Source organism: Bifidobacterium choladohabitans (genome assembly GCF_016102005.1).
In the GTDB taxonomy this organism is placed as follows: domain Bacteria; phylum Actinomycetota; class Actinomycetes; order Actinomycetales; family Bifidobacteriaceae; genus Bombiscardovia; species Bombiscardovia choladohabitans.
Genome location: NZ_JACFPL010000001.1, coordinates 1 through 13,210, shown reverse-complemented (window position 1 = coordinate 13,210; position 13,210 = coordinate 1). Strand labels below are relative to the sequence as shown.

Genomic DNA, 13,210 nt, shown 5'->3' with positions numbered 1-13,210 from the left:
CTAGGTACATGTCATTCTTTGATTTCTTCGGTTCCATGTTCGACCCTGAGGGCGGTCCAGGAGGACCAGGCCGGCGTCGCAATGAAGACGACCCGGTCATCCTGCACGTGCAAACCGATGGGGAGGGTCCCGGCCAGAGGGGCGGCGGCACACCCCGTTTTCGCTTCCCCGGACCAGGTGACCCCCGGCTGACTTCCCGCAGAAAGGGCAATGACGGGCCCTCGCGGGGTTCGCGGATCCTGGCCGTGGTTGTGGCAGTCGTCCTGGTCGTCTTCCTGCTCCTGTTCGCGCTCAGCCGCTTCATCACTGATGTCATGTGGTTCTCCCAGCTGGGGGCGGCCCAGATCGTCTGGACCCAGCTGGGCATCAAGGTGGGCCTATGGCTGGCATATGCCCTGCTGCTGGCCGCGGTGACCCTGCTCTCGGCCATCCTGGCAATTCGTAGCCGTCCCGATTCGCCTGACGGGTCCACCATCAGGGTCAAGGGCGATCTGATTGAGGTAGGCAAGGGAGTCTCCTCACGCACCGCGCTCAAGGTGGCCGTGGTGGTTTCCCTGGTCGTCGGCGTCTTCTTCGGCTTCCAGTTCAACGCGGACTGGAAGCAGGTGCTCCTGCTCTTCAACGCCCAGTCCTTCGGGGTGCGCGACCCCCAGTTCGGCCTGGACAACGGCTTCTATGTCTTCATCCTGCCCGGCCTGCAGCTGCTGGTCTCCTCCCTGCTGATGATGCTGCTGGCGGCCACGGTCTTCAGTCTGGTCACCAACTTCCTCATGGGCGGTATTCGGCTGACCATGCCCGTGCATGGACGCGGCATTCTAGAGATGACCCGTCCCGCCCGTCGCCAGGTGGCCGTCTGGCTGATCCTGTTCATGCTGGTCTGGGCCGGTGACACCGCCCTGGGTGTCTTCGGCAGGCTGACCGAGGAAGGCGATAGGATCACCGGCGCCTCCTACACCTCGGTCAAGGCGGCCATCCCCGTAACCCTTATCATGGCCGTGGTCATGGCCTTGCTGGGCATCATCCTGGCTGTCTGGATTCTGCGCTCTCGCACCCTGGAACCCGGCCGTATCCATGCAGGTTCCCTGGGTTCGGCCGTCAAGCAGTGGCGGTTGCCCGTCCTGGCTGTGGCCGTCACCGTTGTCCTGTCCCTGCTGCTGACCGTGTTCTGGCCGGCACTGGTCCAGCGTTTCCGGGTCAACCCGAACGCCCAGGAGATGGAGTCCGCCTACATCCAGCGCAACATCGCCGCCACCACCAAGGCCTATGGGCTGGACAAGCTCAAGACCGAGGCCTATGACGCCACCACCGAGGTCCAGTCGGGCGCCCTCTCCCGTGATGCGGAGACGACTGCACAGATTCGTCTGCTGGATCCCCAGGTGGTTTCCCCCACCTTCCGTCAGCTGCAGCAGTCCAAGCAGTACTACACCTTCGAGGACACCCTGGCCGTCGACAAGTACGACATCGACGGAGTCAGCCAGGACACGGTCATCGGCGCTCGCGAGCTGGACCTGGAGGGCAACGACAACCGTAACTGGGTCAACGACCACACGGTCTTCACCCACGGCTACGGCATCGTGGCCGCCTATGGCAACAAGGTCACTCCGGACGGGCAGCCCGAGTTCTTCGAGCAGGACATCCCCACCAAGGGCAAGCTGACCGACAGCCAGCACTACGAGCCGCGAATCTACTTCTCGCCCAACGCGCCCGAGTATTCCATCGTCGGCGCGCCACAGGGCTCGTCGGGCTGGGAGTTCGACTATCCCACCGGCTCCAAGGGAGCCACCAACACCTTCAAGGGCAACGGCGGCCCCTCGGTGGGCAACTTCCTGGCCCGGGTCCTCTACGCCATCCGCTTTGGATCCGACCAGATCCTCTTCTCGGACCGCGTCACCCCCGATTCGCAGATCCTCTACAATCGCTCACCTAAGGAGCGTGTGGCCCAGATCGCCCCCTATCTGACCCTGGACGGGCGCGTCTACCCGGCTGTGGTTGACGGACGTGTCAAGTGGATCGTCGACGGCTACACCACCTCTGACGCCTACCCCTACTCCCAGAAGGTGGACTTGGGACCCATCACCCAGGACACGACCACCCTGAGCTCGGAGGCCGTCAAGGGCCTGGGCTCCCAGAAGGCCAACTACATCCGCAACTCCGTCAAGGCCACGGTCGATGCCTACGACGGTTCGGTGGACCTGTATGCCTGGGATGCAAAGGATCCGGTGCTCAAGGCCTGGCAGAAGGTCTTCCCCGGCCAGTTCAAGCCGCTCTCGTCCATCTCGGGCGACCTGATGAGCCACATGCGCTACCCGGAGAGCCTGTTCAAGGTGCAGCGCCAGCTCCTGTCCCAGTACCACGTCAACTCGGCCAGCCAGTTCTTCTCCGGCGAGGACTTCTGGCAGACCCCTGTGGATCCGACCGGGACCAGCAAGGAGCAGAAGGCCGGGATCAAGCAGCCTCCCTACTATCTGACCCTGCAGACCCCGGGGACCGACAAGCCCGCTTTCTCGCTGACCTCCACCTTCATCCCCGCCGGCACCTCCACCAGGGAGATCCTGACCGGGTTCCTGTCCGTGGATTCCGACGCCGGGTCGACCAAGGGGGTGATAGGCCCGGACTACGGGACCATCCGGCTGATGGAGCTACCCAAGAATTCCAATGTGCCTGGCCCTGGGCAGGCGCAGAACAACTTCAACTCGGATGCTGCGGTCTCCACCGAGCTCAACCTGCTCCAGTCCGGGTCAACCAAGGTCAAACGAGGCAACCTGCTGACCCTGCCCATAGGCGGCGGACTGATCTACATCCAGCCGGTCTACGTGCAGTCCAGCGGCGCCACCAGCTTCCCCCTGCTCAAGCGGGTTTTGGTGGCCTTCGGAGACAAGGTCTCCTCCTCGGCGACGCTGGATGCAGCCCTTGACAAGACCTTCCAGGGCAACTCGGGCGCATCGGCAGGTGATGCCGACAACACCGGGCGTACCAATGCCGAGGCTGACCAGAGCGGGCAATCCGGTAAGGCCCCTGACAAGACCACCGGGTCCAGCGGGGCGTCGGCGACAGGAGGGCAGGCCCTGAAACAGGCCCTGGACAAGGCCAACCAGGCCATGAGCGACGGCGATGCCGCCCTGAAGAAGGGCGACTTCAGCGCTTACGGCGAGGCGCAGAACCGCCTGCGCGAAGCCCTCAAGGAGGCCTCCGACCAGGAGGGCGGCAACAAGTGAGCGCCACCCCGCGCATCCGGCTCTGCCGTCGCGGGGACCTGGAGGCGGTCACCGCCATCTACAACCAGTCGGTCATGGACGGTGGTTCCACAGCGGATACGGCCCCGGTCAGCCTGGACCAGCGCCTGCAGTGGTGGCTGGGCCACGAGCCGGACCAGGGCCATCCGGTCCTGGTCCTGGAGCAGGAGGGCAGGGTGCTGGCCTTCGGCTCCCTGTCGGCCTACTACGACCGGCCCGGCTACCAGGAGACCTGCGAGCTGGGCTACTACGTGGACCGCGACAGCCGTGGACGGGGTCTGGGCGCCCTGATGGTCCATTCCCTGCTGGAGTGCGCCCAGCAGGAGGGCATGCGTCTGGCCGTGGCCATCATCTTCGATGACAATTCGGCCTCCAAGGCCCTGCTGCACAGGTTCGGTTTCAGCCGCTTCGGTCTTCTTCCCCAGGCCGCCTGGGACCGGTTCGCCCTGCATGATGTCTCCTACTGGAGCCTGTCCCTTGAGCGAAACGGGGTCGGGGAGCCTGTGTAGAATCTCACCGTCCCGTTTGAGAGCAGGAGGTATCACCTACATGGCATCCGATTTCTGGCTGATAGCCGGACTGGGCAACCCGGGTGACGAGTATGAGGGCACCAGGCACAACATGGGCTTCATGTGCGCCGATCTGCTGGCCGAACGATGGTCGGTCAACCTGCGCGACCACAAGGGTCTGGCCCAACTGGGCCGTGGCACCCTGGATCTTGACGGACGGCGCATACCTTTCTTCCTGGCCAAGCCGCTGACCTTCATGAACGACTCCGGCGACGCCCTGGCCTCCATCTGCTCCTACTACCACATACCGGTTGGCCGGGTCGTGGTCATCCATGACGACATGGACCTGGAGTTTGGCCGGATCAAGGTCAAAGCCGGCGGGTCCTCGGGCGGGCACAACGGCATCCGTTCCATCGACCGCTCCCTGGGCAGCAACGCCTACGCCCGGGTCCGCATGGGCGTGGGGCATGCCCGGAGGGGAACGGACGCCCACCGCCGCACTGTGGACTGGGTCCTGGGCACCTTTGTCGGCGATCAGCGCAAACGTCTGCCCGAGTTTCTGGCCGACGGCGCGGATGCCGCAGAAATCGTCATTACCAAGGGCCTCAACCAGGCTCAGGAGCAGTTCAATGGTCGATGAGGATACACAGAAGGCGCAAACCCAGGAATCGCTGAACGGGTCCCTGCGTCCTCTGTTGGACGACCTGCAGGCGGATGCTGCCTTCAAGAGGTTGGTCCAAGGGGACTCCGAACCTGCGGCTGACACCGACACCTCCCTTATGGTCCAGGCTCCCCAGGGCATCAGGCCGGCCCTGGCCGCCGCAGCAGCCGGACGGGCACCGGTCGTCCTGGTGGTCCCCTCCGAACGTGACGCCCAGGAGATGACCGGTGCCATCCGCTCCTGGTATGAGGGCGACCCGGGTGACGTAGCCCTGCTGCGCTCCTGGGAGACCCTGCCTCACGAGCGGCTCTCGCCCCGGGCAGACACCGTGGCCTCCCGGATGGCCGTCTTCAGGCGGCTGGCCCATCCGGTCCAGGACGACCCTTACTTCGGACCCATCCGCATACTGGTCATGCCCGTGCGCTCCCTGCTGCAGCCGGTGGTCAAGGGTCTGCAGGATGTGGAGCCCCTGGTCTTTCTGCGCGGCCAGGAGCTGCCCCTGGACCAGGCAGTCGAAGCCCTGGTCCGCAACGCCTACACCCGGGTTGACCTGGTCATGGAGCGCGGCCAGTTCGCCGTCCGAGGCGGCATCCTGGATGTCTTCGTCCCCACCATGGCCCATCCGGTGCGCATCGAGTTCTTTGGCGACGAGGTGGACACCATCCGCAGCTTCCACGCTTCCGACCAGCGCACCTATGGCCCCGACCTGGACCGGATTTGGGCGCCGCCCTGCCGCGAGCTGCAGCTGACCGACCAGGTCCGCGCCCGCGCACGTTCCCTGATCGGGAGCATCCCCAACGCCGACGACATGCTGGAGTCCATCGCCCAGGCCATTCCGGTGGAGGGCATGGAGTCCCTCCTGCCTGCCCTGGTCGACGATCTGGTGCCGGTAGGGTCCATGCTGCCCGAGGGTGCTCTGATTCTGCTGTCTGAGCCGCAGCTGCTGGCCCGCTCCGCCCAGGACCTGGTCAAGACCGCCAACGAGTTCCTGGCCGCCAGCTGGCATGTGGCAGCCTCCGGGCAGGGCTCGGGCGCGCCCATCAGCTTCGACAGGGCCAGCTTCCTGGACTACGACGAGGTCATCTCATCCCTGGAGTACCGCAAGGGGGAGGTCTGGAAGCTGACCGATCTGTCGGTGGATCCGGACCGGGAGGGCGCCGAGCGTCTGGATGCCCTGGCACCTGACCAGTACCGCGGCGACGAGGACCGGGCCGCTTCGGGCATCGCCTCCCTGCTGGAGCGCGGCGACCGGGTTGTGGTGACCGCTCCGGCCCAGGGGACGCTGAGCCGTCTGCGCCGGGCTGTACAGACCACTGGCGTTGTCGGGGTGGAGTACCACCGCTCCCTGGCCGTGGACGGCTTCGTGGACCAGTCCGCCCATCTGGCCCTGCTGACCGAACGTGACCTGACCGGCCGTACCAGCGTGGCCGCCGGAAGCAAGACCTCCAACCGTCGGCGCAAGGCCATCGACCTGGACGAGCTCAAGCCCGGCGACTACGTGGTCCACGACCAGCACGGCATCGGCCGCTTCCTGGGCATGCGTCAGCGCAGCGTGGGCGTGGGCCCCAGCAAGGGCAGCCGGGAGTATCTGGTCCTGGAGTACGCCCCCTCCAAGCGCAATGCCCCACCGGACAAGCTCTTCGTGCCCGCTGACCAGCTGGACCAGGTCAGCCGCTACATCGGCGCCGAGATCCCCAGGCTCAACAAGCTGGGCGGATCCGACTGGTCGGCCACCAAGGCCAAGGCCCGTAAGCACGTCCACAAGATCGCCCAGGGCCTGGTCAAGCTCTACTCGGCCCGGCAGCGCACCAAGGGCTTCGCCTTCAGCCCGGACACCCCCTGGCAGAAGGAGCTGGAGGATGCCTTCCCCTACCAGGAGACCCCCGACCAGCTGACCGCCATCGACGAGGTCAAGGCCGACATGGAGAAGCCGGTGCCCATGGACCGGCTGATCTGCGGGGATGTGGGCTTCGGCAAGACCGAAATAGCCATCCGTGCCGCCTTCAAGGCCGTCCAGGACGGCAAGCAGGTGGTGGTCCTGGTACCCACGACCCTGCTGGTCCAGCAGCACTACCAGACCTTCACCGAGCGTTTCGAGGGTTTCCCGGTGGATGTGGCCGCCATGAGCCGCTTCCAGACCGCCAAGGAGAACCAGGCCACCATGGAGGGCCTGGCCAGCGGGGCCGTGGATGTGGTCATCGGTACCCATAAGCTGCTCAACCCGCGCATCCGCTTCAAGGATCTGGGCCTGATGATCGTGGACGAGGAGCAGCGCTTCGGCGTGGAGGCCAAGGAGACCCTCAAGGCCATGCGGACCAACGTGGACGTCCTGTCCCTGTCGGCCACGCCCATTCCACGCACCCTGGAGATGGCGGTGACCGGCATCCGGGAGATGTCCACCCTGGCCACGCCCCCCGAGGACCGTCTGCCTGTCCTGACCTATGTGGGCGCCTACGAGGATGCCCAGGTGACGGCGGCCATTCGCCGCGAGCTCCTGCGTGGGGGGCAGATCTTCTACATCCACAACCGGGTGGAGGACATCGGCAAGGTCTCGGCCAAGGTCCAGACCCTGGTCCCCGAGGCCAAGGTGGGCGTGGCCCACGGCAAGATGGGGGAGAAGCAGCTGGACGGGGTCATCCGCGACTTCTGGCACCGGGACATCGATGTGCTGGTCTGCACGACCATCGTCGAGACCGGCCTGGATATACCCAACGCCAACACGCTGATCGTGGACCGGGCCGACCGCTTCGGGCTCTCCCAGCTCCACCAGCTGCGCGGCCGGGTGGGACGTGGCCGGGAGCGTGCCTACGCCTACTTCCTCTACGACCCCAGCAAGCCCATGACCCAGACCGCCCACGACAGGCTGGCCACCATCGCCCAGAACACGGCCCTGGGGTCCGGCTACGACGTGGCCATGAAGGACCTGGAGCTGCGTGGCACAGGCAACCTGCTGGGCGACGAGCAGTCCGGCCACATCGAGGGGGTCGGCTTCGACCTCTACGTGCGCATGGTCTCCGAGGCGGTGGAGGAGTACAAGGAGCCCGGGCGGACAGAGCCGGTCACCGTCAGCATCGACCTGCCCCTGGAGGCCTCCATTCCGGTGGACTACATCGACTCGGACAAGCTGCGTCTGGAGGCCTACCGCAAGCTGGCCTCGGCCCGCAACGAGCAGGACCTGCGCGACCTGCACGAGGAGCTGACCGACCGCTACGGTCGTCCGCCGGCCCAGTTCGACACCCTCTTCGCGGTGGCCAGGCTGCGGGCCAAGGCTCGCTCCCTGGGCATTGCGGAGATCGCCTCCCAGGGCTCCAGGGTGCGGATCAGGCCTGTGACCATGCCCGACTCCCTCCAGGCCAGGATTGCACGAATCTACAAGGGCAGCCAGTACCGTCCGGTGACGCAGACCCTGCTGATCCCAGCGCCCTTCGCGGGCTCCCTGGGTTCGGGACCCATGGATTCGGCGGCCATGACCGCCTGGGTGGACACCCTGCTGGACGATCTGGCCTGGGGGCTGCCCAAGTCCTCGGACGATGGCACGCCAGCGGGTCCCGCGCCCGTCCAACAAAACTAGTATCCTGTAAGAGACATCACAACAACTTATTGAAGGAGCAGTTGTGGCAGCAATTGAAAGCGTGTTCGCGCGCGAAATTCTTGATTCCCGTGGCAACCCGACCGTCGAGGTTGTTCTGCAGACCGAGGACGGCGCCGAGGGGCGTGGTCTGGTTCCCTCCGGTGCTTCCACCGGCGAGGCCGAGGCCTGGGAACGTAGGGATGGCGACAAGAAGCGCTATCAGGGCAAGGGTGTGCTGGACGCCGTCAAGGCGGTCAATGAGACCATCGCTCCCAATGTCATCGGCATGGACGCCACCGATCAGCGCGCCCTGGACGAGACCATGATTGACCTGGACGGAACCCCCAACAAGGGCAAGCTGGGCGCCAACGCCATCCTGGGCGTCTCCCTGGCTGCGCTCTATGCGGCTGCCGAGTCCGCCGAACTGCCTCTCTACCGCTACCTGGGCGGCACCAACGGCCACATCCTGCCCGTGCCCAACATGAACATCATGAATGGCGGCGCCCATGCTGACTTCGCCACCGACATCCAGGAGTACATGATCTCCCCCTATGGCTTCGACTCCTACCGGGAGGCCCTGCGCGCCGGCGTCGAGGTCTACCACACCCTCAAGGGCATCCTCAAGAAGGACGGCCACGAGACCGGCCTGGGCGACGAGGGCGGCTTTGCCCCCAAGATGAAGTCCAACGAGGACTCCCTGAAGTACATCGTCGATGCCATTGAAGCCGCCGGCTACGAGCCCGGCAAGCAGATAGGCCTCTGCCTGGACGTGGCCTCCTCGGAGTTCTACAACAAGGACACCGACAAGTACCACTTCGACGGCGAGGACCGCGACGCCGACTACATGCTGGACTATTACCAGGGTCTGGTCGAGCGCTATCCGCTGGTCTCCATCGAGGATCCCTTCGCTGAGGAGGACTGGGGCGCCTGGCAGAAGATCACCGCCGCCATGGGCGACCGCCTGCAGTTCGTGGGCGACGACCTGCTGGTGACCAATCCCAAGAGGCTGCAGAAGGGCATCGACCTGAAGGCCGCCAACTCCCTGCTGGTCAAGCTCAACCAGATCGGCACCGTCACCGAGACCCTGGACGCCATCGAGCTGGCCACCGCCAACGGATTCACCTCCATGGTTTCCCACCGTTCCGGCGAGACCTCCGACACCACCATCGCCGACCTGGCTGTGGCCAAGAACACCCGCCAGATCAAGACAGGTGCCCCGGCCCGTGGCGAGCGCATCGCCAAGTACAACCGTCTGCTGGAGATCGAGGAGGAGCTGGGCTCCACCGCCGAGTACGCCGGCTACAGCGCCTTCAAGGCCTGCAAGAAGTACACCAAGTAAGGTCCTGCCGGTCGGGTCGGAGCCTCTGCAGGTTTTGACCCGACCGTGAAGTCTTTCACCCGTGGCGGTCCGCGTCGGCTGCCGCGGGTATTTTTATGGGTATGGCCAAGAACAAACGTGACGGCGCCGACCGGCGGACAAGCAGGCGGTCGTCGGGACCCATCACCTTCTTTGTGGCGGTCATCGTCGTGGCCCTGGGGCTGATCCAGCTGGTCTCCACCTTCCACGCCTACGCCATCAATCTTTCCGAGCTCAACGGGCTGCGCAACCAGCAGGCCCAGCTTGTCGAGCACAAGCGTGACCTGGAGAACCAGATCCGCCGCTGGGACGACAAAGCCTATGTGACCGCCCAGGCCCGGGACCGGCTGGGATTCGTCTTCCCCGACGAGGAGGCCATCCGGGTCCTGCATCCGGAGGCGGTCACGGGCAGCAAGGACAAGGACCAGGCCGGAAGCAAGGGGGTTCGGGCCCCCAGGAGGAACTCCCTGCCCTGGTATCAGGAGATGGCCTACTCCTTCGCCAAGGCCGACCAGGACCCGGTGGGCAATAGGAGCAAGGGGAGCGCAGGTCAGCAACCTGGTGACGGAGCCAGTCCGAGCGGATCTGCTGGTCCAGCTGGTTCCAACAGTCCAGGTGGCTCTGACAGTCCCTCTCCATCCAAGGGTGGGGGAGCGCAGTGAACTCCGAAGGTTCGGATTCCGTTGCGTCAACAGTCAATGAACCCAGCAGCAGCAAACAATTAGGAAAGACGAGGACAGCGTGATCAAGGCCCAGGGAAGGCCCCAGGCAGCAGTGGAACCTCAAGCCGGCGACAAGGCCCGGGTCGAGCCACAGGTTGGGCAGGACAAGGTCGAAATTTCCGGCCTGGTTGCTGACCGGGATCTGGCCGCGGTAAGAGAAAGAGTCCAGGAGCTTCTGGCGACTCCGGCCACACCGGAGCAGATAGCCGTTGTGAACCGGCAGCTTGGCCGCTATCCGCGGGGCATAGTGGCCGTCGGCGCCCGCTGTGTCTGTGGAAACCCCCTGGCTGTGGTCACCCGGCCCCAGCTGGAGGATGGCACGCCCTTTCCGACCACCTGCTATCTGACCAGCCCCGAGGCCGTCAAGGCCGTCTCACGACTTGAGGCCGACGGCATCATGGCCGACTGGAACACCGAATTGGGTTCGGACGCGAACCTGGCCAGCGCCTACCGCAGGGCCCACGAGCTGTATCTGGCCTTCCGCTCTGCCCTGGCCCAGCGGCTGGGCGACGACGAGGGGCACATCGCGGGAATCTCGGCCGGGGGCATGCCCAAGCGGGTCAAGTGTCTGCACGCTCTGACCGCCCAGTCCCTGGTTATGGGCCCCGGGGTCAATCCACTGGGTGACCGGGTTCTGGGTCTGGTGCGTCAGGTGTTCGATCCGCAGGTCTGCAGGTGCGCCCAGCCCTGGACCGGGACATCCCAACAAGAGAACCGGCAGGAGAGGCAATGAAGGGGGTTTCCATGGATCAGGTGACGGTGGCGGGCGTGGACTGCGGCACCAACTCCATACGTCTGCTGATAGCCCAGGTGGACCGACAGGGACTCCATCCGGTGGCTCCCAGGCTGATGCGGGTCATCAGGCTGGGGGAGGGCGTGGACCGCAACCACCGCTTTTCCGACCAGGCCCTTGAGCGCGCCTTTGAGGCCTGTCGGCTCTTCGCCCGGCAGCTGCAGGAGCACCCTGTGGATGGCCTGCGCTTTGTGGCCACCTCGGCCACCAGGGATGCTGACAACCGAGAAAGTTTCGAAGAGGGTGTGCGCTCCATCCTGGGGGTCACGCCCGAGGTCATCAGTGGCTCTCAGGAGGCCTCCCTGAGTTTTCTGGGCGCGGTCAGCGTGCTCGAGCAGCGCGGCAGCGACGACATGCCACCTGCGCCCTTCCTGGTGGTCGACCTGGGTGGCGGCTCCACCGAGTTGGTCCTGGGCGGGGAGGGGAGCGATCTACCTGTCGACAAGGTCAAGGCCTCCTACTCCATGAACATCGGCTCCGTGCGGATGACCGAGCGCCATCTGCTGGACGATCCGCCCACCCAGGAGCAGATCGACCAGGCGCTTGAGGATGTTGACGGCTGGATCGACCGGGCCTTCGACCAGGTCCCTGTAGCCGGTGTAGGCAGTCTGATCGGGGTCTCCGGCACGGTCACCACCATGAGCGCACTGGCCCTGGGATGCAAGGTCTACGATCGCCATGCTGTCGATGGCCGGTCCATTCCGGTCGCTGCGGCCCGCCGGGTTGACGACCAGGTGCTGAACATGAGCCGCCAGGAACGTAGGGAGCTCAAGGCCATCCATCCCGGGCGTGTGGATGTGATCGGCGGGGGCGCCCTGATCTGGAGCCGTCTGCTGGAGCGACTGGGTCAGGCCAGCCCGAGCGCGCTGGCTTCGGGTACCTATGTGGCCAGCGAGCACGGCCTCCTGGATGGCCTGGTCCTGGACTACGGTCGGACCCTCCTGCGCGAATGATATACTAAGGCGTTATGGGTTACGGCCCCGGTGGCGAAATGGTATACGCATCGGACTTAAAATCCGCCGCCTTCACCGGCTTGTGGGTTCGATTCCCACCCGGGGCACCAAGGCCTCATCGGCTTGGAGGGCAGTGTCGCGACTTGTCACCCGGCCGATGAACCGATACTCTGGTACGCAAGAAAACCAAAGGAGTTGTCATGAGTGACCAATCCATGCCCGAGGTGAACGCCGAATTCGGCGCCACGCCGACCATAACCTTCCATGGTCCGGCACCCAGCGGGCTGCGCGCCGTGGAGCTGGTCGAGGGGGACGGGCCTGTCGTCCGCAAGGGCGATACCGTCACCGTCAACTACCACGGTGTCGTCTGGGGTTCGGATCAGGTCTTCGACTCCAGCTTCCAGCGTCATCAGCCGGCCAGCTTCGGCATTGGCGTGGGGCAGGTCATTCGCGGCTGGGACCAGACGGTGCCCGGTCACAACGTGGGGTCCAGGTTGGTGGTCTCCATTCCGCCGGAGTATGGATATGGTCGTCAGGGGATGCCCCAGGCGGGCATCGGCGGCGACGATACCCTGGTTTTCGTGATCGACATCATATCGACACGGTAGACAAGGGTCTCCAGGCGCCGGTGAGGGCCGGCGCCTTTTTCATACCCTTGACTTTGCAGTTCAGGTCGGGCCACGAGACAAGTGCATCAAACAAGGAGGAATCACATGGCTGAGGAAAAGACGATTCTGCTGACACAGGCCGCTTACGACAAGCTGAAGGAGGAGCTTGACCACCGTCAGGGCGAGTACCGCGACGAGATCACCGAACGCATCGCGGCGGCTCGGGCTGAGGGCGATCTGAGCGAGAACGGCGGCTATCAGGCTGCCCGCGAGGAGCAGGGCAAGAACGAAGGGCGGATCAACGAGCTGATCGTCAAGCTGCGCAACGCCAAGATCCTCAAGGCCCCCAAGGCGGGCACGGTGGGCAATGGCTCCCTGGTGACCCTGACCATGGCCGGCAACGAAATGGTCTATGTGCTGGGCTCCAGGGATCTGACCGTGGCCACCGACTACGATGTCATCAGCCCCGAGTCGCCCATCGGCGCGGCCCTGATGGGTGCCAAGAAGGGTCAGACCGTGACCTACAAGGCTCCCAATGGCAAGGACATCTCGGTCACCGTCAAGGATGCCCAGCCCCTCAAGTAGCGGGACGACCCCTCACCGTCCCAGCCCGGCCTGAACGAAGCCGCTCCCCGCCATGGTCGACGGAGGGCGGCTTCGTCCATGAATGACCACTCTATGAATGACTGTTTGATTCTTGCGATAGGCCGCCGATCTCGGCCTATAGGAACTAAACGCGTTGTTTTAGGTTCTGTGTGTGGGTTTGGTTGTGTGTTGGTCAGAGTGTGGTGTTGGGGTATCTG

At 64.9% G+C, this 13,210-nt stretch carries 10 protein-coding genes and 1 tRNA gene; all 11 read left to right on the top strand.

Going from position 1 to position 13,210, the window contains the following annotated elements:
* The first annotated feature begins 8 nt into the window (after positions 1-8).
* Positions 9-3,215, top strand: coding sequence for a UPF0182 family membrane protein (locus tag H3S97_RS00055; RefSeq protein ID WP_198219169.1), 3,207 nt, complete (start codon positions 9-11; stop codon positions 3,213-3,215).
* The gene (locus H3S97_RS00050; RefSeq protein WP_198219167.1) at positions 3,212-3,742 is read left to right on the top strand and encodes a GNAT family N-acetyltransferase; all 531 of its coding nucleotides are present in this window, start codon (positions 3,212-3,214) and stop codon (positions 3,740-3,742) included. The genes H3S97_RS00055 and H3S97_RS00050 overlap by 4 nt, the downstream gene beginning before the upstream one ends.
* Before the next feature lie 40 nt (positions 3,743-3,782).
* Positions 3,783-4,382: an aminoacyl-tRNA hydrolase gene (pth, locus tag H3S97_RS00045; protein WP_198219165.1), complete on the top strand. Its 600-nt coding sequence runs from the start codon at positions 3,783-3,785 to the stop codon at positions 4,380-4,382.
* Positions 4,372-7,974 (top strand): transcription-repair coupling factor, encoded by a 3,603-nt coding sequence (gene mfd / locus H3S97_RS00040; protein ID WP_198219163.1) that lies wholly within the window; start codon positions 4,372-4,374, stop codon positions 7,972-7,974. The genes pth and mfd overlap by 11 nt, the downstream gene beginning before the upstream one ends.
* A gap of 43 nt (positions 7,975-8,017) precedes the next feature.
* Positions 8,018-9,313: a phosphopyruvate hydratase gene (eno, locus tag H3S97_RS00035; protein ID WP_024627326.1), complete on the top strand. Its 1,296-nt coding sequence runs from the start codon at positions 8,018-8,020 to the stop codon at positions 9,311-9,313.
* Positions 9,314-9,408: 95 nt separating this feature from the next.
* The gene (locus H3S97_RS00030; protein WP_198219161.1) at positions 9,409-9,993 is read left to right on the top strand and encodes an FtsB family cell division protein; all 585 of its coding nucleotides are present in this window, start codon (positions 9,409-9,411) and stop codon (positions 9,991-9,993) included.
* Positions 9,994-10,195: 202 nt separating this feature from the next.
* Positions 10,196-10,786 carry a DUF501 domain-containing protein gene (locus H3S97_RS00025; protein WP_332468259.1) on the top strand — a complete coding sequence of 197 codons (591 nt, stop codon included), beginning with the start codon at positions 10,196-10,198 and terminating at the stop codon, positions 10,784-10,786.
* Between the two features lie 11 nt (positions 10,787-10,797).
* The gene (locus H3S97_RS00020; RefSeq protein ID WP_198219157.1) at positions 10,798-11,799 is read left to right on the top strand and encodes a Ppx/GppA phosphatase family protein; all 1,002 of its coding nucleotides are present in this window, start codon (positions 10,798-10,800) and stop codon (positions 11,797-11,799) included.
* A 24-nt stretch (positions 11,800-11,823) separates the two neighbouring features.
* Positions 11,824-11,909: transfer RNA gene (locus H3S97_RS00015), tRNA-Leu, on the top strand.
* Positions 11,910-11,999: 90 nt separating this feature from the next.
* On the top strand, positions 12,000-12,407 hold the full coding sequence (locus tag H3S97_RS00010; RefSeq protein WP_024627330.1) for an FKBP-type peptidyl-prolyl cis-trans isomerase: 408 nt from the start codon (positions 12,000-12,002) through the stop codon (positions 12,405-12,407).
* 105 nt (positions 12,408-12,512) lie between these two features.
* Positions 12,513-12,992 carry a GreA/GreB family elongation factor gene (locus tag H3S97_RS00005; RefSeq protein WP_024627331.1) on the top strand — a complete coding sequence of 160 codons (480 nt, stop codon included), beginning with the start codon at positions 12,513-12,515 and terminating at the stop codon, positions 12,990-12,992.
* Positions 12,993-13,210 lie beyond the last annotated feature (218 nt).